Here is a 19,925-nt window from a genome sequence, read left to right as displayed (position 1 = left end):
TTCATTCAGGTTTCCCCAGCAGGCCCCATGGGCGGAATATCAGCAAGGCGATCACCACGCCGAAGGACACGAAGGTCGAGACCGACGCGCCGTAGAAGGTGGAAAGGAAGCTCTCGGCGAACCCCAGCAGCAGCCCGCCCAGGGCCGCGCCCGGGACGCTGCCCATGCCGCCCAGGATCACCACGATGAAGGCCACCATCAGGGGCCGCTCTCCCATGAAGGGAGACAGCGCATAGGTCTGCGCGTACAGGCCGCCGGCCAGCGCGGTCATGAAGATGGCGATGAAGAATGCCAGGACGTAGATGAAACGGGTGTTGATGCCCTGGGTCGCGGCGATCTCGACGTCGAGGGCGGCGGCCCGCATCGCGAGGCCGTGCCGGGTGTGCGTGACGAAGAACCAGAACAGCGCCAGCACCACGGCGGCGATGCCCATGATGATCAGCCGGTCCATGGGAACGAGGATGCCGTTCCACGCAAACATGTCGTCGGACACCGAGGGCAGGGAGCGCTCGTTCACGTCCCAGACCAGCACGGCGGCATACATCAGGGCCATGTTGAGGCCGAGCAGCGCGATCATGCTCTGGAACATCTTGTGGTAGAACCAGCGGAACACGAGGCGTTCCAGCACCAGCGCCAGCGCTGCCACCAGCGCCGCTCCGCCGATGACGGCCACGGGGTAAGGCAGCTCATACACCCCGTACAGGTAGTAGAGCGCGTAGCCGCCCAGCATGGCAAAGGAACCGTGTGCGAAGTTGACCACCCGCATGATGCCGAACAGCAGCGTGAAGCCGAGCGCGACCAGGATGTAGATGGCGCTGAGGCTCAGGCCGTTCACCACGACCTGGCTCAGAATGGGCAATGTGAACATCGGCGAAGCTCCGAAAGAGAGTCCGGACGCGCGCGCCCGGCCGGCCCGCAGGCAGGCCCAGGGGGGCGCGTCTTCAGGTGAACTGCGGATTCAGCGCTTCTCGGGTTCCAACGCCTGGATCACGGCCTGCTTGCCATCCTTGACCTGCACCATCCAGAACTTCAGCAGCAGCTGGTGGTCGACGCCGTAATCGCCCATGCCGCCCCAGCGCACCGCGCCGTACAGGCCGGCGTCATAGCCTTCGAGCTTCTCCAGCGCGTCGCGCACCGCCGTCACGTCGGTGGTGCCGGCCCGGCGGATCGCCTCCAGCATGATCTTGCCGGCGTTGTACCAGGCAGGCGTCTGGGCGTTGATGACGCCGTCGCCGTACTTCTTGCGGTACGTGTCGATGAAGTGCCGGGCCTCGGGGGTGCTGAAATCGAAGAAGTTCAGCGAGATGAACCCTTCCGCCAGGGGGCCGGCGATGTCCATCATCTCGTCGACCGCGGGGCCGCCGATCTGCCAGATCGGTTTCTTGAAGCCGATCTGGCGTGCCTGCTTGAGCAGCAGCGCGCCTTCGCCGGGCGCATTGCTGTTGAGGTCCAGCGCGTCCACGCCCTGGGCCATCATGCGGGCCATCAGCGGCATGAATTCCTTGGTGCCGCGGTCATAGAGCTCGGTCCAGACTTCCATCCCGTTGGCCTTGTAGTAGGCCTCCAGCTGCGGGATGACGGCCTGCCCCACGGCGTCGTTCGGGGCGATGAGGGCCACCTTCTTCACCTCGGGGAAGTTGTCGTGGAACCACTTCACCATGGGCGGCCCGAATTCCACCGTGCTGTTCGTGGCGCGGAAGTTGTAGGGAGACTTGGACTCGTTCTTGAGGATGTTGGGCGCGAAGCCGTTGGAGAGCAGCAGCACCTTGGCCGGATTGGTCACCGCAACCGCGCCCAGCACCGACGGCGAGCCGATCGGGCCGATGATGAACTTGACGTTGTCGGCATTGATCAGGCGGTCTGCCGCCAGCCGGCCGCCCGCGGCGGTGTACTTGTCGTCGTACATCACCAGCTTGGGCATGTAGACCTTGTCGCCGACTTTCAGGCCTCCCTCGGCCACCGCTTCGTCGAGCGCCATCTGCACGCCGCGCTGCAGCGCCAGGCCCCAGGCGGTTCCGCCGCCCGACAGCGGCCCGATGCCGCCTATCTTCAGCTCTTCCTGCGCGCTGGCCCCCGCGGCCAGGAGCATGGCCGCGGCAAACGACAACACTTTGATCTGCTTGAACATGTCTTTTCCCTTGTGTGATATGGCTATTGATCGTGCAGCTTGTTGTGGTCCCGTCGACTGCCGGGGCCTGTGGAGGATCCCTAGGCCGCCTCCGGCAGCGGCATGGGGGGATGCCGGGTGTTCCAGGCAGCGCATTTCTCGAAGGCGGCGCCGGCCCTCAGCAGCAGCGGGTCTTCGTGGTATCGGCCTGCAAACTGGACGGACAGCGGCAGGCCCTTTTCCGACAGCCCGCACATCAGGGCCAGGGCCGGGTGTCCGGTGAGGTTGAAGGGCGAGCGGGCGTGGCGGCCGTAGGTGCGTACGAACTCGACCTCGTCGGCGATCTCGGACGCGGGTTCGAACGAGTTGGCCACCACGAGCACATCCACGTCGCGCAGCGCCGTGTCGATCGCATCCATCATCTGCTTGCGCCAGCGCTGGGCCTGTACGTAGTCGCCGGCGCCGAGAAAGGCGCCCACGATCAGCTTGCGGCGCGCGATGTGCGTATAGTCTGCGGGGCGGGCGCGCAGCCAGTTGGCGTGCACCGCCCAGGATTCCGCATGGAAGATCACGCGCTGCGCAGTGGTGAAGCGGGGCAGTGGCGGCAGTTGCACATCGACCACCCGCGCACCCTGGCCGCGCAGCAGCTGCGCCGTGGTGTCGATGGCGGTGATCACCTCGTCACTGGCGCGGGAGTCCTGCTCGTGGAAGTTGCGCACCACGCCGAAGCGCAGGCCCTCGAGTCCCTGGCCCAGGTGGGCCAGATGGTCGCGCGCCGGCGTGCGGGCGCTGCCGGGATCCGCGGGGTCGTGGCCGGCCAGCACGTCCATGGCCAGAGCCAGGTCTTCCACCGATCGCGCCAGCGGGCCCACGTGGTCGAGCGTGAAGCACAGCGGGAAGACGCCATGGCGGGACACCGCCCCATAGGTGGGCTTCAGTCCGGCCACCCCGCAATGGCCCGCCGGGTTGCGTATCGAGCCGCCCGTGTCCGTGCCCAGGCTCAGCGGGACGAAGCCTGCCGCCACGGCGGCGCCAGAGCCGGAGGAGGAGCCGCCGGTCTGGTGGCGGGGGTTCCAGGGGTTGCGTGCAGGAGGGTAGGCCGCGTCGTCGCTGGGTCCGCCTATGGCGAACTCGTGCAGCGCCAGCTTGCCCAGCAGGATGGCGCCGGCGTCGCGCAGGCGCGCCACCACCGTGGCGTCGCGCTGCGCCACGCGGTTGAGCATCAGGCGCGAATGGCAGCTCGTCACTTGTCCTGCCACGTCGATCAGGTCCTTGATGCCTACCGGCACGCCATGCAGCGGCGAGCGGAAATGGCCGTTGGCGAACTCGCGCGTGGCGGCGCGGGCCTGGGCCCGGGCCTGCTCGGCGTCCAGCGAGATGAAGGCGTTGATGCGGCCGTCGTGACGTGCGATGCGTTCCAGCAGCGCCTCCACGACGATTTCCGGCGTCAGCGTGCCGGCGCGATAGGCGCGGGCCAGCTCCGCAGCGGTGAGCCAGTGGATGTCGGTCATGCCTGGCCCCGCGCCTGCATCGGCGGCCAGGGTTCCGCCGTGACGTCGTCGAGCGTGAACAGCGCATTGCGCAGTTGCACCGCCGACTGCACGGCGGCATACAGGTCTTCCTGGAAATCTGTTGCGATCTCCTGCAGCCCGGCATCCTGGGCCAGCAGAAGGAATAGCGGGTTCATCGTACTTGCCGCGCCTGGTGACGCCATGATCTGGTTCCTCTCGATCAGGATGGCCTAGTTTGGCGGCATTGTTGGTGGAATAGCTATTCGATAATATTCAAGCACTATTAGGAAAAAACTAAGTGAGCACACCCTCATGGGGCGGGGTGCGAGAACATCAAGGCGGAAGATCGCGTGAACATCAAATATCGGCAGTTGCAGGCCTTCGTGCTGGCAGGGCGGCTGGGTTCGTTTGCCAAGGCGGCGGCACAGCTTTGCGTTACCCAGCCTTCGTTTTCCGTGCAGATACGCCAGCTGGAGCTCGACATCGGCATCCAGCTGTTCGAGCGCACCACGCGCACGTGCCGCCTCACGCCGGCCGGCCAGGCGTTCTATCGGGAGATCGTTCCCATCCTCAACGACCTGCGCGAGGCCTATGCCCGGATGTCGGACCTGGCTGCCGGACGTACCGGCCAGCTGCAGCTGTCGGCGCTGCCCTCGCTGGCATTCGGGCTGCTGACTGAAGTGCTGGGCGATTTCAAGCAGCGTTATCCCGGGCTGCGCATCCTGATGCGCGAGGAGCTGAACGTGGACCTCATCGAGTCGGTCAAGCGGGGTGAGGTCGAGCTGGGCATCGGCTCGGAGCTCAACGGGGATCCGGAGGTGGGCTTCATGCCCCTGTTCCTGGATCACCTGGTCATCGTCGCGCCGGTTGGCCATCCCGTGTTCGACGAGCCGGTCACGTGGCAGCAGGTGGAGGCCCACCCGCTGATCATCCTCGCGCTGGGCTCGGCCGAACGCGCACTGCGCATCAACCGTCCGAGCCTGGTGCCCGCCATCGAGGTTGCCTACATGGGCACGGCCGTCAGCATGGTGCGCAGCGGCATGGGGATCACCATTCTTCCCAGCAGCGCCCTGAAGGGCGTCAACATGGATGGCCTGCGGGCCACGGCCATGCCCGGCCGCGGATGCCGGCGCAAGATAGGCGTGCTGTACCGCAAGCGGGCCACCTTGAGCCCGGTGGCCAGCCATTTCGTGGAACTGCTGGGGCAGGCGGTGCCCACGGACCGGGGCATCCGCAAGGTGGCCCGTCCTGCCGGCCGCAGCCTGCGCTTTTCCGCGCTGCGAGACGCACGGCTCGCCGCCGCCTGAGACGCAGGCCCGGGTGGTATATTATTCAGCATACTAACTATTCCGGCGGAAGCCTTTCCTGTCCCATGCCAGAAGAAAAGAAGCCAGTAGCAAAAAGGCGCAAGACGACCGCCCCGGCAGACAACACGCTGTTCGACCCCGCCAAGCAGGTGCTGTGGGCACGGCCCGGTTTCCTGGTGCGGCGCCTGAACCAGATCCACTACGCGCTGTTCTATGAAGAGTGCAAGTCGCAGAACATCACCCCGGTGCAGTATGGCGTGCTGACGGCCCTGTCGCTCAGCCCATGGCTGGACCAGACGGCCGTGGGCAACAAGCTGGGCCTGGACCGCACCACCACGGCCGACGTCATCAAGCGCCTGCAGGAGCGCGGGCTGGTTGACCGGCGGGTGAATCCCAACGACAACCGGTCGCGGCAGGCGGTGATCACGCAGGAGGGCCTGCGCATCATGGGCCTGCTGCAGGATGGCATGGCGCGGGCGCAGGAGCGGCTGCTGGAGCCGCTCACGCCGCGCAACCGCGAAATCTTCATGAAGCTGCTGTCCACGCTGGTGGAAGCGAACAACCAGTACAGCCGCACGCTGCTCAAGGGCATGTAGGGGGCATGTAGGCGCTGGCTGCGGCCGTGCCACTGCGCATGGGCAGAATAGCCCCGCGGCGGGCGCAGTCAATTAGTCACTGTACTGACTAATTTTACGGCTGTCGATCATGGTTCTCCCTGATGTGTGTCAGGTGCCGGTCCGCCATATTTATCAGTATACTGACTATAAGGTCAGTGTACTGATTTAAGGCGCGGACGGCTGCAAAGATAATCGCTGCGGCAGGAGTGCAGTGCCGCCATCGAGGGTGCCGTCTGGTCCGGCGGGCTTCGCGATGTGCCGGCAGATTGTCAGCATGCTGAGTACATGAGCGGTCGGGGAGGCCGCTCGCCACCGACTCACCATCAAGGGAGCTGATGTATGAGCAAAGTCCGCAAGATCGCCTTCGAGGAACACTACACGGCGGTCGGTTTCGGCGACTATTCCAAGGCGTTCGTGCAGCACCTGGACCCGGCCGTCGCTGCCGAGCTCGGGGCGCGCCTGAGCGATTTCGGCGAAGGCCGGCTGGCCGAGATGGACCGGGCCGGCATCGACTACGTGATCCTTTCCCAGACCGGCCCGGGCGTGCAGGGCGAGAAAGACGCGGCCGTGGCCTTGCGCAGGGCACGCGAGAACAATGATTTCCTGGCGGAGAAGATCGCATTGCATCCGGAGCGCTTCGGCGGGTTCGCGGTCGTGCCCATGCACGACCCGGCGGTGGCGGTGCAGGAGCTCACCCGCACGGTGCGCGAGCTCGGGTTCAAGGGCGCGCTGATCAACGGCCATACCAACGGCGTGTACTACGACGACCCGGCCTACGACGTGTTCTGGGCCTGCGTGCAGGAGCTGGACGTGCCGGTGTACCTGCACCCGTTCGATGCCTACATCATGCCGCATGCCTATAACGGCCACCCGGAGCTCACGGGCGCCACGTGGGGCTGGGGCGTGGAAACCGGCACGCATGCGCTGCGCCTGCTGTTCGGCGGCGTTTTCGACCGCTATCCCGGCGTGAAGCTCATTCTGGGCCACATGGGCGAGGGGCTGCCGTTCCTGCGCTGGCGCTTCGACAGCCGCTTCGCGGCGTATCCTTATGGCATCAAGCTGGCGCGCCGCCCGTCCGAGTACATCGGCACGAACATCCTCATCACGACTTCAGGGGTGTGTTCCCATCCGACGCTCATGGCCGCCATCGGCGAGATGGGGGCGCAAGCCGTGATGTTCTCCATCGATTATCCCTATGAATCCACCGACGCCGCGGTCGAGTTCATCGAGACCGCGCCGCTGGACGAGGCCACGCGCGACCTGGTGTGCTACGGCAACGCCGCGCGTCTGTTCAAGCTGTAAACGCATCCCTGAAGGAGAGCGCGACATGCAGAAGACCTACCGCATCGGCCAGATCGTGCCGAGTTCGAACACCACGATGGAGACGGAGATTCCGGCGATGCTGCTGGCGCGCCAGCAGATCCGTCCGGAGCGCTTCACGTTTCACTCCAGCCGCATGCGCATGAAGAAGGTGGTCAAGGAGGAGCTGGCGGCGATGGACGCGGAGTCCGACCGCTGCGCGCTGGAGCTGAGCGACGCGCGCGTGGACGTGCTGGGCTACGCCTGCCTGGTGGCCATCATGGCCATGGGCCGGGGCTATCACCGCGTCTCGCAGCAGCGGCTCACCGGCCACACGGCGGCCAACGGCGCGAGCGCGCCGGTGATCACCAGCGCCGGGGCGCTGGTCGATGCGCTGAAGATCATGGGCGCGCGCAAGATCGCCGTGGTCGCGCCCTACATGAAGCCGCTGACCGAGCTGGTGGTCGACTACATCGGCAGCGAGGGCTACGAGGTGCTGGACTACCGCGCGCTGGAGATCCCGGACAACCTGGAGGTCGGCCGGCACGACCCGGCGCGCCTGCCGGAGATCGTGGCGGGGCTGAACTACCGCGATGCCGACGTCATCGTGCTGTCGGCCTGCGTGCAGATGCCCTCGCTGGGGGCCATCGCCAAGGTCGAGGCGCTCACGGGCAAGCCGGTGGTCACCGCGGCGGTGGCCACCACCTACGCCATGCTCAAGGCGCTGGAGCTCGAGCCGGTGGTGCCGGGCGCGGGCGCGCTGCTCTCGGGCGCGTACTGACGGGAGGGCCGCCACATGAGCACCATGAACAGCCTGAACAGCCCGGCCACGCAGGCCGCCAGCACCTATCTCCACGGCGGCCACGTGCACGCCAACGGCATCCGCCAGCACTACCTGCGCTACGGCGGCGAGCGCCCCGGGCGCGACCCGGTGATCATCGTGCCGGGCATCACCAGCCCGGCGGCCACCTGGGGCTTCGTGGGCGAGGTCTTCGGCCGCGCCTTCGACACCTACATCCTGGACGTGCGCGGACGCGGCCTGTCGCAGGCCGACGCCTCGCTGGACTACAGCCTGGACGCGCAGGCCGCCGACCTGCTGGCCTTCGCCCAGGCCCTGGGCCTGGCGCGCTACAGCGTGGTGGGCCACTCCATGGGCGGGCGCATCGGCATCCGCGCCGCGCGCACCCGGCCCGCGGGCCTGGCGCGGCTGGTCATGGTCGATCCGCCGGTCTCCGGCCCCGGGCGCCGCCCGTATCCGGCCAAGCTCGGCTGGTACGTGGGCTCGATGGCCCAGGCCCGCGCGGGCATGAGCGCCGAGGACATGCTGGCCTATTGCCCGACCTGGACCGAGGCCCAGCGCCAGCTGCGCGCCCAATGGCTGCACACCTGCGACGAGCGCGCCATCCTCGCGAGCTTCGACGGCTTCGCCACCGACGACATCCACGCCGACCTGCCGCACGTGCAGGCCCCGCGGCTGCTGCTCACCGCCGAACGCGGCGACGTCGTGCGCGACGAGGACGTCGCCGAGATCCAGCGCCTGGCCCCCGGCACCGCCCACGTGCGCGTGCCCGACGCCGGCCACATGATCCCCTGGGACAACGAGCCCGGCTTCTACGCCGCCCTGGGCGACTTCCTGGGCGCCCCCCTGCTGGTGTCAGACACCGGCGCACAGAAATTTCTGTAAAGACTGAACGCTGGTGTCAGACACCAGTTGTGGGAGACCTGTCATGCCCGTGAGCGACTTCGAGATGATCCGCGCCTGGAACCAGGTGCTCACGCTGTCCCGGCTGGAGCCGGGGCAGACCGTCACCATACTCACCAGCGCGGCGACGCATCCGCAGACGCTGGCCACGGCGCTGATTGCGGCGCAGTCCAAGGGGGCCATCGTCAACCGGCTGGACCTGCCGCCGGTCAACGGCGAGAAGGCGCTCAGCCGCGACGCGCTGGCCTACCTGGGGACCACGCCGCTGACGGGCAACGCCGCGGCCATCGCCATGCTCAAGGCCAGCGACCTGGTGCTGGACCTGATGACGCTGCTGTTCTCGCCCGAGCAGCACGAGATCCTGCAGGGCGGCACGAAGATCCTGCTGGCGGTCGAACCGCCGGAGGTGCTGGCGCGGCTGGTGCCCACCGAGGCCGACCGCGAGCGGGTCAAGGCCGCGGCTGCGCGTCTGGCCGGCGCGCGCGAGATGACGGTGCGCTCGGCCGCGGGCACGGACCTGCGCTGCGCGCTGGGGGAGTTTCCGGCGATCAGCGAGTACGGCTTCGTCGACGAGCCCGGGCGCTGGGACCACTGGCCCAGCGGCTTTGCGCTGACCTGGCCCAACGAGGGCGGCAGCCACGGCACCATCGTGATCGATGCGGGCGACATCCTGCTGCCGCAGAAGTCGTACACCACGGGGCGGATCGTGCTCACGGTGCAGGCGGGCTACGCCACGCGCATCGAGGGCGGGGTGGACGCCGAGCTGCTCAGCCAGTACATGGCCTCGTTCAACGATCCGGAGGCCTACGCGATCTCGCACATCGGCTGGGGGCTGCAGCCGCGGGCGCACTGGTCCACGCTGGGGCTGTACGACCGCGAGGCCACCATCGGCATGGATGCGCGCGCCTACGAGGGCAATTTCCTGTTCTCGCTGGGGCCGAACAACGAGGCCGGGGGCAGCCGCACCACGGCCTGCCACATCGACATCCCGCTGCGCGGCTGCACGGTGGCCCTCGACGGGGTGGAGGTGGTGCGCGCGGGCAAGGTGCTCGATGCGCACGGACAGGCCGGCGCAACCCGGCAGGTGTCAGACACCTGAGACGCGCACCTGGCGCAAACCGACTTTCAACGCAGCAACAGGAACACACACTCATGGACGCGGAACTCGCCACCTACCAGCGCCAGGGCTTTGGCGCGGACCTGGCGCCACAGGCCCCCTACGGGCTGCTGATCGTGGACTTCGTCAACGGCTTTGCCGATCCCGCGCAGTTCGGCGGAGGCAACATCGCCCAGGCCATCGCGCAGACGGTGGGGCTGCTCGCGCATGCGCGCGCCCAGGGCTGGGCGGTGGCGCACAGCCGCATCGTCTACGCCGATGACGACGCCGACGGCAACATCTTCAGCCTGAAGGTGCCGGGCATGCTCACGCTCAAGGAGCACAGCCCGGCCAGCGCCATCGTGGCCGAGCTCGCGCCGGCGCCGGGCGAGTACGTGGTGCGCAAGAGCACGCCCTCGGCCTTCTACGGCACGATGCTCGCGCCCTGGCTGGCCCAGCGCGGCGTGTGCACGCTGCTGGTGGCCGGCTGCACCACCAGCGGCTGCGTGCGCGCCAGCGTGGTCGACGCCATGTCGGCCGGTTTCCGGCCGCTGGTGCTGTCGGACTGCGTGGGCGACCGCGCCCTCGGACCCCACCAGGCCAACCTCTTCGACATGCAGCAGAAGTACGCCGCCGTCATGCCCCGCGACGCCGCCATCGCGGCCTGCATCGGCTGAGCGCCAGGTATCAATGAAACCGGGCCCCGCATGGGGCCCGATCTGATTGAGCACGTTCTTCTGGCCGCGGCCCCGGGGCAGCTGCAGCCCCGGGGGGATCCGCAGGCCCGGCCTACACCGGATAGACCAGGTCGTTGGCGAGGATCGCGGTGTCGTAGACGACCTGCCGTTCCTGCAGCTTGAGGCGGCCGTTCTCGCGCACGAAGCGATCGTGATAGGCGCCCGCCAGGTGCACGGTGGTAGGACCTTCGACCAGGGTCTGCAGCAGCAGGAAAGTGCAGCTGGCCGTGATCCCGCCGTCGGCGGATTCGTGGGAGACGCGGGTATTGCTGAGCGCATGCAGCATGTGGCGCGGGGCGAACATCTGCGTGCGCGAGATGGCCACGGCGCGATCATGCATCATGTCGCGCCCTTCGGCGTAGACCAGGCCCACGGGCAGGCCCAGCTCGGCATTCTCGCGCGAGGTGACGCGATACAGCGCGGTTTCCGTGAAGTAGTCCGGCCAGGACTCGATATCGCCGCCGTCCAGCGTGGCGCAGTAGTCGGCGTTGAATTCCTCGACTTCCAGCTTCAGGGCGATGGCGCGCGCCGGATCGATGTTGCGGGGAGGGTAGGCGTACGGCTTGTTCATTGTGCGTTCCCGGTCAGAATCCCATGACTTCACGGTAATAGGCATACATCGATCGGATGGCCGCCTCGGAGATGAGGTTGTTGGAGGTGCCCATCTTGCCCGACTCGAGCTTGAGCACGTTCACGTCGGTGCTGGCGCGGCGCACCCCTTCCTGGACGAACTTCATGGCCTCGTTGTCTTCCAGGCCCAGGAAGCCGGCCGGCCCCATCAGGTTGCCCTGGCGCAGGCGGTGGCGCTGCATTTCCTCGGTGTCGTCCTCGTAGCCGAACATGGTCCATTGCATGATCATGCTGTCGGGGCCGTTGGGGATGATGTGGCGCACGCCCAGCGTGTTCATCTCGCGCTGCACGACGAGGTTGGGCCAGACGGTCTGCATGGTGACCGACCAGGGGGAATCGAATTCCTTGACGAACTCGAGGAAGCGGTCGTCGCGCAGCCGCAGCCCGTCATGGAAGGAGCGCATCTCCTTCTTGTTCTCTTCGCTTACGGTGGCGTACTTCTCCTCGCTCTTGGCCGACGCCATGGTGCCGTGGCGGCCGTGCACCGGGTCGACCAGCATGGCCGACTTGTTGCCCGCCACCAGCAGGCCGAACACCACCAGGAACGAGTGCAGCAGCGTGGCGTGGTACGGATCCTTGAGGTTCTCGTGGTACATCTTCCAGTTGCAGGGCAGCTCGTTGCGGTAGTAGCCCAGGATCTTGAGCGGCTTGCCGGGGAAGACGGTGTCGAAGTCGGCCAGGATCTCGGGCGTGAGATATTCCTCGATGGGCTCGACCTCGCTGGAGTAGGAAGCGAACACCACGCCGTGGCGGGTGGTCACGTGCAGCCGGCGCAGCCCGTGCTCCTCGTTCTTGAAGTCGCGCGGCATGCCGCCTTCGCGGTTCACGCCGCGCTTGAAGGGGATGCCCTGCAGGTTGCCCTTGAGGTCATAGGACCACTGGTGGTAGGGGCACACGAATTCCTTGGCATTCCCCTGGTTGTGGCGGCAGAACTCGGCGCCGCGGTGGGCGCAGCGGTTCTCGAACACGTGGATGGAGCCGTCTTCGGCGCGCGAGACCACCACCGGCGTGGCGCCCACGTACGACCGCTTGTAGTCGCCCGAATTGGGAATCTCCGCCTCCAGGGCCACGAAGTTCCACGTCTTGCCGCGGAAGATCTTATCTTGCTCGGCCTCGTAGACGGCGTTGCTGGTGTAGACCCAGTCGGGGATGTAGTGCAGGGCGTCGGCGGGCCACACGCATTCCGCCAAGGGGGCGTCCTTGGTGGCCAATGTGCGGCCTATCACGGTTTGGGATTGGTACATGGAGCTGCTCCTGAGGATATCGGGGGCGTATGTGGGTCGGGTGGGTCAAGCGCGGGCCAGCCAGCCCTTGACCAGGGGTTTGATGGGATTGCCGCCGTCGGCGAAGCGGGCCGCCTCCAGCGGCATGCTGCGCTCGAACAGCGGACGCAGCTGGCGCAGGTCGCCGCCGGCGTTGACGGCGATGCCGTGCCGCGGCACGTCGTGGCGCAACCCCAGCCATATCTGGCGCGGCGCCTCCGCGTTGCCGGTGTCGCGGCACACATAGACCAGGCCGGGTTCGGGCAGGCCCAGCATCTGCACGTTGCAGCCATACTGGTCGGTCCAGAACCAGGGGTAGGGCTCGGCAGGGAGCGCCTGGCCCAGCATGGCGGCCGCGGCCAGCCTGGCCTGCTCGTTGGCGTTCTGCCAGGACTCGAGCCGGGCCGGCGCGCCCAGGCACGAGCGGGGCTGGCTGGCGCAGTCGCCGGCGGCATAGATGGCCGGGTCTGCCGTGCGCGCCTGGCCGTCGACCCGGATGCCGCCATTGGAATCCAGCGGCAGCCCGGCATCGCGGGCCAGGGCGACCTCCGGGACCAGGCCGATGGCGACCACCACGACGTCCGCCGTGATCGACGTGCCGTCGTCCAGGCGCAGCGTGCGGGGCGTGGTGCCTGCGGCTTCGGCCAGCGTGCGGCCCAGGTGCAGCCTTACGCCCCAGGACGCGGCGCGGGCTGCCAGCCATGCCGACAGGGCCTCGGGCAGGGCGCGCTCCAGCAGGCGGGGAGCCGACTCGATCACCTGCACTTCGGCACCCAGCGCGCTGGCGGTGGATGCCACCTCCAGCCCCAGGAATCCGCCGCCGACGACGGCCAGGCGCACGCCGGGCTGCAGCACCGCCCGCAGCGCCAGCGCGTCGTCCAGGGTGCGGATGTAATGCACCGAGGCCGCCCCGCGCGGCAGGCTGGGGAGTTCCCGCGCCGAGCCGCCGGTTGCAAGCAGCAGCCGGTCGTAGGCCAGTTCCCGGCCGTCGGCCAAGCGCAGCAGGCGCGCGGTGCGGTCCAGCGCCACGGCCCGGGTGTGCGTGATCAGGTCGACCTGCTGCTGCGCGTAGAACTCTGCCGGATGCACCGCCAGGCCTTCGTGGCCGGCCTCGCCCTGCAGCACGGCCTTGGACAGCGGCGGACGTTCGTAGGGGGCATGGGGTTCGCTGCCCACGACCGTGAGGCGGCCGGCGTAGCCCTGCGCGCGCAGCGCTGCCGCCGCGGCTGCGCCGGCCTGGCCGGCGCCTACGATGACCACGGCACGGATGCCGGGGGTCTCAGGGCTGGAGGTCGACATAGACGTCGCCATTCTCGACCTTGATCGGATAGGTGCGGATATCCCGCGTGGCGGGGGCGCACAGGGCGCGGCCGGTCTTGATGTCGAAGCGGGCCTGGTGCAGCGGGCATTCGATGCAGCCGTCTTCGAGGTAGCCATCGGACAGCAGCGCATACGCGTGCGTACAGATGTTGTCCGACGCATAGAACTCGCCCTCGCTGCGATACAGGGCCAGCTTTGCCTCGCCTGCTTCGATGGGCATGACCTCGTCGTCTTCGAGTTGGTCGGTGGTAGCGATCTTGATCCAGTTCATTGTGGTCATTTAGTCAGTACACTGATCATGTAGGTGCAGTGTACTTCCGAAAAAACAAAAAATTGCCCTAGGGATTTCCCTGGCCGCGAGGAAGGCGCCGCGGTCGTAACCGCAGGCTGGACTGCATCGGGGAAACCAGCGGAAAGCCGCGCCGTTGCTGGATATCGCCGGTCAATGCAGAGGCCCGGAAAACGCCCGGCACAGGCGGCCGGGCATGGGGGAATACCTCGTTGACAAGCACAAAACTCTATCAGTATGCTGAGTAAAAGATCAGCATACTTACTTTTTCCGGGGAATGACCATTGCCGTCCGGCACGGCCGAGCGGTTCGTTACGCAAGCCACCCACAGGCCATGGCAAACATGGGCGCGGGCGCAGCTGGCGGTACTTGCGGTGCGCTTCTTGTCCAACGTCGTGGCGCAGCGGCAGGTGTCCGCCTTTCCAGATTCGCAATCGACATCCCAAGAACAGGAGTCATCCATGCAACGACGCCGTTTTCTCGCACATGCCGCCGGCGCTGCCGGGGCAGGCCTGGCCGCCGTAGGCGCGCCCGCCGTGGCGCAATCGAACCCCACCGTGCGGTGGCGGATGTCCACCAGCTGGCCCAAGAGCCTGGACACCATCTACGGCTCCGCCGACGAACTGTGCAAGCGCGTGGGCCAGCTCACCGAAGGCAAGTTCGAGATCCGCGCCTTCCCCGGCGGCGAGATCGTGCCCGCGGGGCAGAACATGGATGCGGTCGGCAATGGCACGGTGGAGTGCAACCACGTGCTCAGCACGATGTTCGTGGGCAAGAACACGGCGCTGGCCTTCGATACCGGCCTGTCGTTCGGCCTGAACGCGCGTCAGCACAACGCCTGGGTGCACTACGGCGGCGGCCTGAAGATGCTGCGCGAGCTCTACAAGAAGTACAACATCGTGAACCACGTCTGCGGCAACGTGGGCGTGCAGATGGGCGGCTGGTACCGCAAGGAGATCAAGTCGGTGGCCGATCTCAACGGCCTGAACATGCGCATCGGCGGCATCGGCGGCATGGTGCTGGCCAAGCTGGGCGTGGTGGCGCAGCAGATCCCGCCTGGCGATATCTACCCGGCGCTGGAGAAGGGCACCATCGATGCCGCCGAATGGATCGGTCCGTACGACGACGAGAAGCTGGGCTTCAACAAGGTGGCGCCCTACTATTACTCCCCGGGCTGGTTCGAGGGCAGCGCCTCGATCACCACCATGGTCAACGACAAGGCGTGGGAGGCCCTGCCTCCTGCCTACCAGGCGGCTTTCGAGGCGGCCTGCGGCGAACAGACCATGCGCATGCTGGCCAACTACGACGCCCGCAATCCCCAGGCGCTGCGCAAGCTGATCGCCGGCGGCGCGAAGGTGAGCTACTTCCCCAAGGAAGTGATGGACGCGGTCTACAAGGCCTCGCAGGAGCTCTGGGTCGAGCTGTCGGACAAGAACCCCGACTTCAAGGCCCTGTATCCGGGCTGGAAGAAGTTCCAGGAAGACGAGGCGGGCTGGTTCCGCGTGGCCGAGAACGCGCTCGACAACTACACGTTTGCGGCCGTCGCGCGCGCCTCCAGGTAGTCAGGGTTTCCTGCATTTCTCTCAGAGCAACACTATGAGCACAGAGCATACCGGCGCCGATGTGTCGCCGGGGGCCCCGCAAGGCGTCGGGGCCCGCGTGCCGCGCAAGGAAGATACGCGGCACCTGCATGGCAAGGGGAACTTCGTGGCCGACATGGCCATGCCCGGCCTGTGCGAGGTGGCGTTCCTGCGCAGCCCGCTGGCGCATGCGCGCATCGTGGACGTGCGCATTCCCGAAGCTGTCCGCGACAGCATCGTGCTGCGCCACATGATGGCCGACGCCACCGACATCGTGGCGGACTCCACGCTGCCCACCTACCAGTCGTCCGCCCAGCCGCCGCTGGCCAGCGGCAAGGTGCGCTTCGTGGGCGAGCCCGTGGCCATGGCGTTCGCGCCTACGCGCGCCGAGGCGGAAGACCTGGCTGAACTGGTCGAGGCCGACTACGACGAACTGCCGGTCTATGCCGACGTGGAATCGGCGCAGGCTGCCGCCTCGAGCCTGGTGCACGAGCACTGGCGCGACAACGTCTTCGTCACGCTCAAGGCCGACCGGGATTTCGAGGAGAACGCCGCGCGCGCCGAGGTCGTGGTCAGGCGCAAGATCGATCTCGCCCGGCAGTGCATGGTGCCGATGGAAGGCAAGGCGGTGCTGGCCTACTGGGACCACCAGGCCGACCAGCTGGTCGTGGTGAGCGCCACGCAGGTGCCGCACATGATACGCAGCGTGCTGGCCCAGTGCCTGGGCCTGGACCAGGGCCGCGTGCGCGTGATCTCCCCGGATGTGGGCGGCGCCTTCGGCTACAAGTGCGTGCTGCAGCAGGAAGAGCTGTGCGTGGCCTGGCTCGCCAAAACCTACAGGCGCCCGTTCCGTTTCATCGAAGACCGCCGGGAGCACCTCACCGCGGGCGCGAACTCGCGCGAGCACCACTATGAAATGACGGCCTACGCCGACCGGCGCGGCAAGCTGCTGGCGCTGGAGGCGAAGATCACCATCGACGGCGGCGCGTATTCGGTCTGGCCGTTCACCATCGGCCTGGAGCCGGGACAGGCCGTGGGCAACCTGCCCGGACCCTATGCGTTCCGCGGCTACCGCTGCGAAACGCGCTGCGTCGCCACCAACAAGCCGGGCTTCGTTCCCTACCGCGGCGTGGCGCGCACCGGCGTGTGCTTTGCCATCGAGCTCACGATGGATGCGGTGGCGCGGGAAGTGGGGCGCGAACCCTGGGAGGTGCGCCTGGAGAACCTGGTGCGCCCCGAGCAGATGCCCTACGTCAACGTCACCAACAAGCACCTCGACAGCGGCGATTATCCCGCCAGCCTGGAGAAGGCCCTGGAAATGATCGGCGCGGCAGCCCTGCGCGAGCGCCAGGCGCACGGCGAACCGGATGGCCGGCGCATCGGCGTGGGCGTGGCCACCTATACCGAGCAGGCCGCGCACGGAACATCGGTATTCGCCGCCTGGGGCACGCCCATCATCCCGGGCTTCGACCAGGCCACGGCCCGCGTCACGCCCGACGGCGGGCTGGAGGTGCGCGTGGGCGTGCACTCGCACGGCCAGGGCATGGAGACCACCTTCGCCCAGATCGCCAACGAGATCCTCGGCATCGACGTGAACCGGGTCAAGGTGCTGCACGGCGACACGGGGCAGACCCCGTTTTCCACCGGCACCTACGCCTCGCGCTCGCTGGTGATGTCGGGCGGGGCGGTGGCCCAGGCCTGCAAGCGGCTGCTGCCGCGCCTGCAGCACATCGCGGCGCACCTGTTGGGCGTATCCGACGCCGAGGTCGTGCGCGAGGGCGCGCTGTACCGGGCCGGCAGCCAGTCGGTGAGCACGCAGCGCGTTGCCGAAGCCTGGTACCTCAATCCGCACCTGCTGCCTGCGGACGTCGACCCGTCGGGCCTGGAAGTCACCACGGGCTACAAGCCCAAGGTCGACACGGGCTGCTTCACCTATGCCAGCCACGCGGCCGTGGTCGCGGTCGATCCCGAAACCGGCGCGGTCGAGATCCTGGACTACGTCGTCGTGGAGGATTGCGGCCGGATGATCAACCCCATGGTGGTCGAGGGTCAGACCATAGGCGGCATTGCCCAGGGCATCGGCACGGCCTTCTACGAGGAAACGCCCTACGACGAGAACGGCCAGCCCCTGGCCTCCACCCTGGCCGATTATCTTCTGCCCGGTCCTACCGAAGTGCCCAACATGAGGCTGCATCATTTCGAGACCCTGTCGCCGCACACCGAGTTCGGCGCCAAGGGCATGGGCGAGGGCGGCGCGATCGCGCCGCCTGCCGTGCTCTTCAACGCGGTCAACGATGCGCTGCACGGCCTGGGCGCGGCCGAGCTGACGCGCACGCCGCTGTCGCCCATCCGCGTGCTGGAGGCGATTGCGCAGGGCGAGGGGAGCCGGGCATGAAGGCGGCGCGTTTCGAATATTTCAAGGCCGACACGGCCGCCGCCGCGCTGCGGCTGCTGCAGCAGCACGAGGGGCGGGGCAAGCTGATGTCGGGAGGGCAGTCGCTGGGCCCGATGCTGAACCTGCGGCTGGCCAGGCCGGCCGTCGTGGTCGATATCTCGGGCGTGCCCGAGCTGCGCGAGGTGTCCGAGCGCGACGGCCGCGTACGCGTCGGGGCGGCCGTCACCCATGCCGAGATCGAGGACGGCGTCCACGCGTTGCTGCGCGGCTCGCCGCTGCAGGCCGTGGCCGGCGGCATCGCCTACCGGGCGGTGCGCAACCGGGGAACGGTGGGCGGCAGCCTGGCACATGCCGACCCCGCTGCCGACTGGGTGCTGACCATGGTGGCGCTGGGCGCCGACATCGAGATCCTGGGACCGGCCGGCACGCGCCGGGTGCCGGCCGATGAATTCATGCAGGGCGCCTACACCACCGTGCTGGGCGAAGGCGAGATGATCGCGGCGGTGCTCGTGCCGGCTGCCGGCCCGGGAACCCGCTGGGGGTATTACAAGTTCTGCCGCAAGACGGGCGAATTCGCGGAAGCCAGCTGCGCTGCCTGGTTCGACCCGCAGCGGCGCGTGGCACGCGTGGCCATCGGCGCGCTGGACGGCGGACCGCAGCTGCTGCCGGGCCTGGCCGAAGCGGTGGCCAGCCAGGGCGAGGCTGCGCTCGAGCCGGCGCGCATTGCGCAGGCGCTGGAGGCCGCACTGCCCGGCAAGGACGCGGTGCACCGGAAGCTGCACGCCGCTGCCGTCAGCCGATGCCTGAAGCAGGCGCTCGGCGCATAGGGAAACACCATGGTTCAAGTCACTCTGGAAGTCAATGGCAGGCGCGTGTCGCACGAGGTGCCGCCGCGCACCCATCTGGGCGATTACCTGCGCGACCACGCGCGGCTGACCGGCACCCACCTGGGCTGCGAGCACGGCGTGTGCGGCGCCTGTACCGTGCTGCTCGACGGCCAGCCGGTACGTTCCTGCATTTCGTATGCGGCGGCCTGCGAGGGCCGCAAGGTCACCACCATCGAGGGCTACGAAGACGATCCCGTCATGGCCCGCCTGCGGGCCGCGTTCACGCGCTACCACGCATTGCAGTGCGGCTACTGCACGCCCGGCATGCTGACCACGGCGCGCGACATCGTGCTGCGTCTGCCCGATGCAGACGAAGCGCGGGTGCGGGTGGAGCTCTCCGGCAACCTGTGCCGCTGCACCGGCTACATGGGCATCGTGGCCGCGGTGAAGTCGGTGCTGGAGACGCTGCGCGCAGAGCCCGATCCCGCGGTGGAAGCGCTGCGCCGCGCCGTCCAGGAAGGGCGCGCTGCGCTGCCTGCGGCACAGGCGCCGCTGCGTTTCGTGCCCTTCACCCCGACGCCTGCGGCCGTTCCCGCTGCAGCCGCGCCGGCCGCGCCCGCCGCGGAGGCGGGTGAGCGCAACAAGGGAAACCAGATCGCCGATGCGTTCACCGTGCCGTTCCCGCCCGACCGGGTGTGGGACTTCATGGTGGACCTGCCCCGGGTGGCGGCCTGCCTGCCGGGCGCGGAGATCGAAGAATTCGACGGCCAGCGCGTCAAGGGGCGGATAGCGATCAAGTTCGGCCCCATGGCCGCCGCCTTCAATGGCGCGGCCCGCCTGGAGCGCGACGACGCCACGCGCAGCGCGGTGTTCCGGGGGGCCGGCCAGGACAGCCTGAGCCAGTCGCGAGCAACCGGCGACATCGCCTATCGGGTCGAGGAGGCCTCGCCCGGGCAGGCCCGCGTCAGCGTGGATCTCAAGTACGCCCTGCAGGGCCCGCTGGCGCAGTTCTCGCGCTCCGGCCTGGTGCAGGACTTCGTGCGGCGCATGATCGCGGATTTCGGCAGGAACGTGGCCGCCAGGATGGAGCAGCCCGACGGCGCCCCGTTGCCCCGGGCGGGATTCAACCCGGTGGCCATGTTCTTCAGTGTGCTGTGGATGCGGATCAAGCGCTGGTTCGGGCGCGGCTGAGGGCCGGCCCACAGGGCGCGGCCAGGCGGGCCGCGCCATACTTCGGGGGAAAAAC

The 19,925-nt window shown here is 68.0% G+C and carries 19 protein-coding genes; 11 read left to right on the top strand and 8 right to left on the bottom strand.

Going from position 1 to position 19,925, the window contains the following annotated elements; all coding sequences use genetic code 11:
- Window position 1: 1 nt before the first annotated feature.
- The 4 genes from ACYBYQ_RS17130 to ACYBYQ_RS17115 form a co-directional block, all read right to left on the bottom strand.
- On the bottom strand, window positions 2-868 hold the full coding sequence (locus tag ACYBYQ_RS17130; protein ID WP_459615649.1) for a branched-chain amino acid ABC transporter permease: 867 nt from the start codon (window positions 866-868) through the stop codon (window positions 2-4).
- Between the two features lie 90 nt (window positions 869-958).
- Window positions 959-2,128, bottom strand: coding sequence for an ABC transporter substrate-binding protein (locus ACYBYQ_RS17125; protein WP_459615648.1), 1,170 nt, complete (start codon window positions 2,126-2,128; stop codon window positions 959-961).
- Window positions 2,129-2,208: 80 nt separating this feature from the next.
- The gene (locus ACYBYQ_RS17120) at window positions 2,209-3,618 is read right to left on the bottom strand and encodes an amidase (RefSeq protein WP_459615647.1); all 1,410 of its coding nucleotides are present in this window, start codon (window positions 3,616-3,618) and stop codon (window positions 2,209-2,211) included.
- Window positions 3,615-3,794, bottom strand: coding sequence for a hypothetical protein (locus tag ACYBYQ_RS17115; RefSeq protein ID WP_459615646.1), 180 nt, complete (start codon window positions 3,792-3,794; stop codon window positions 3,615-3,617). The genes ACYBYQ_RS17120 and ACYBYQ_RS17115 overlap by 4 nt, the downstream gene beginning before the upstream one ends.
- A gap of 174 nt (window positions 3,795-3,968) precedes the next feature.
- Here ACYBYQ_RS17115 and ACYBYQ_RS17110 point away from each other — a divergent pair, with 174 nt between their 5' ends.
- The 7 genes from ACYBYQ_RS17110 to ACYBYQ_RS17080 all read left to right on the top strand — a co-directional run bounded on the left by ACYBYQ_RS17110 (window position 3,969) and on the right by ACYBYQ_RS17080 (window position 10,316).
- Window positions 3,969-4,925, top strand: a complete 957-nt coding sequence (locus ACYBYQ_RS17110; protein ID WP_459615645.1) for a LysR family transcriptional regulator — start codon at window positions 3,969-3,971, stop codon at window positions 4,923-4,925.
- A gap of 128 nt (window positions 4,926-5,053) precedes the next feature.
- The gene (locus tag ACYBYQ_RS17105) at window positions 5,054-5,521 is read left to right on the top strand and encodes a MarR family winged helix-turn-helix transcriptional regulator (protein ID WP_459618813.1); all 468 of its coding nucleotides are present in this window, start codon (window positions 5,054-5,056) and stop codon (window positions 5,519-5,521) included.
- A gap of 360 nt (window positions 5,522-5,881) precedes the next feature.
- Window positions 5,882-6,844: an amidohydrolase family protein gene (locus ACYBYQ_RS17100; RefSeq protein WP_459615644.1), complete on the top strand. Its 963-nt coding sequence runs from the start codon at window positions 5,882-5,884 to the stop codon at window positions 6,842-6,844.
- A gap of 25 nt (window positions 6,845-6,869) precedes the next feature.
- Window positions 6,870-7,622: a maleate cis-trans isomerase family protein gene (locus ACYBYQ_RS17095; protein ID WP_459615643.1), complete on the top strand. Its 753-nt coding sequence runs from the start codon at window positions 6,870-6,872 to the stop codon at window positions 7,620-7,622.
- Between the two features lie 15 nt (window positions 7,623-7,637).
- Window positions 7,638-8,525, top strand: coding sequence for an alpha/beta fold hydrolase (locus ACYBYQ_RS17090; protein ID WP_459615642.1), 888 nt, complete (start codon window positions 7,638-7,640; stop codon window positions 8,523-8,525).
- A 43-nt stretch (window positions 8,526-8,568) separates the two neighbouring features.
- A complete protein-coding gene (locus tag ACYBYQ_RS17085; protein ID WP_459615641.1) occupies window positions 8,569-9,642 on the top strand; it encodes a 2,5-dihydroxypyridine 5,6-dioxygenase NicX family protein in 1,074 nt (357 codons plus the stop codon).
- 53 nt (window positions 9,643-9,695) lie between these two features.
- The gene (locus ACYBYQ_RS17080; RefSeq protein WP_459615640.1) at window positions 9,696-10,316 is read left to right on the top strand and encodes an isochorismatase family protein; all 621 of its coding nucleotides are present in this window, start codon (window positions 9,696-9,698) and stop codon (window positions 10,314-10,316) included.
- Window positions 10,317-10,428: 112 nt separating this feature from the next.
- Here the strand turns inward: ACYBYQ_RS17080 and ACYBYQ_RS17075 are convergent, their stop codons facing one another.
- From ACYBYQ_RS17075 to ACYBYQ_RS17060, 4 genes are read right to left on the bottom strand one after another with little or no spacing between them, the layout of a single operon-like run.
- Window positions 10,429-10,947, bottom strand: a complete 519-nt coding sequence (locus tag ACYBYQ_RS17075) for an aromatic-ring-hydroxylating dioxygenase subunit beta (RefSeq protein ID WP_459615639.1) — start codon at window positions 10,945-10,947, stop codon at window positions 10,429-10,431.
- 13 nt (window positions 10,948-10,960) lie between these two features.
- A complete protein-coding gene (locus ACYBYQ_RS17070; protein ID WP_459615638.1) occupies window positions 10,961-12,250 on the bottom strand; it encodes an aromatic ring-hydroxylating dioxygenase subunit alpha in 1,290 nt (429 codons plus the stop codon).
- Window positions 12,251-12,295: 45 nt separating this feature from the next.
- Window positions 12,296-13,567: an NAD(P)/FAD-dependent oxidoreductase gene (locus tag ACYBYQ_RS17065; protein ID WP_459615637.1), complete on the bottom strand. Its 1,272-nt coding sequence runs from the start codon at window positions 13,565-13,567 to the stop codon at window positions 12,296-12,298.
- Window positions 13,548-13,859, bottom strand: a complete 312-nt coding sequence (locus tag ACYBYQ_RS17060; protein WP_459618812.1) for a non-heme iron oxygenase ferredoxin subunit — start codon at window positions 13,857-13,859, stop codon at window positions 13,548-13,550. The genes ACYBYQ_RS17065 and ACYBYQ_RS17060 overlap by 20 nt, the downstream gene beginning before the upstream one ends.
- Before the next feature lie 479 nt (window positions 13,860-14,338).
- Between ACYBYQ_RS17060 and ACYBYQ_RS17055 the strand changes: the two genes are divergently transcribed.
- From ACYBYQ_RS17055 to ACYBYQ_RS17040, 4 genes are read left to right on the top strand one after another with little or no spacing between them, the layout of a single operon-like run.
- Window positions 14,339-15,439 (top strand): TRAP transporter substrate-binding protein, encoded by a 1,101-nt coding sequence (locus ACYBYQ_RS17055; protein ID WP_459615636.1) that lies wholly within the window; start codon window positions 14,339-14,341, stop codon window positions 15,437-15,439.
- A gap of 34 nt (window positions 15,440-15,473) precedes the next feature.
- Window positions 15,474-17,852, top strand: coding sequence for a xanthine dehydrogenase family protein molybdopterin-binding subunit (locus ACYBYQ_RS17050; RefSeq protein WP_459615635.1), 2,379 nt, complete (start codon window positions 15,474-15,476; stop codon window positions 17,850-17,852).
- Window positions 17,849-18,679, top strand: coding sequence for an FAD binding domain-containing protein (locus ACYBYQ_RS17045; RefSeq protein ID WP_459615634.1), 831 nt, complete (start codon window positions 17,849-17,851; stop codon window positions 18,677-18,679). Before ACYBYQ_RS17050 ends, ACYBYQ_RS17045 begins: the two co-directional genes overlap by 4 nt.
- Window positions 18,680-18,688: 9 nt before the next feature.
- Window positions 18,689-19,870, top strand: coding sequence for a xanthine dehydrogenase family Fe-S subunit (locus tag ACYBYQ_RS17040; protein WP_459615633.1), 1,182 nt, complete (start codon window positions 18,689-18,691; stop codon window positions 19,868-19,870).
- Window positions 19,871-19,925 lie beyond the last annotated feature (55 nt).

The sequence above is a fragment of the Bordetella sp. 2513F2 genome, assembly GCF_054642735.1.
This window is presented reverse-complemented; position numbering and strand designations above follow the sequence as displayed.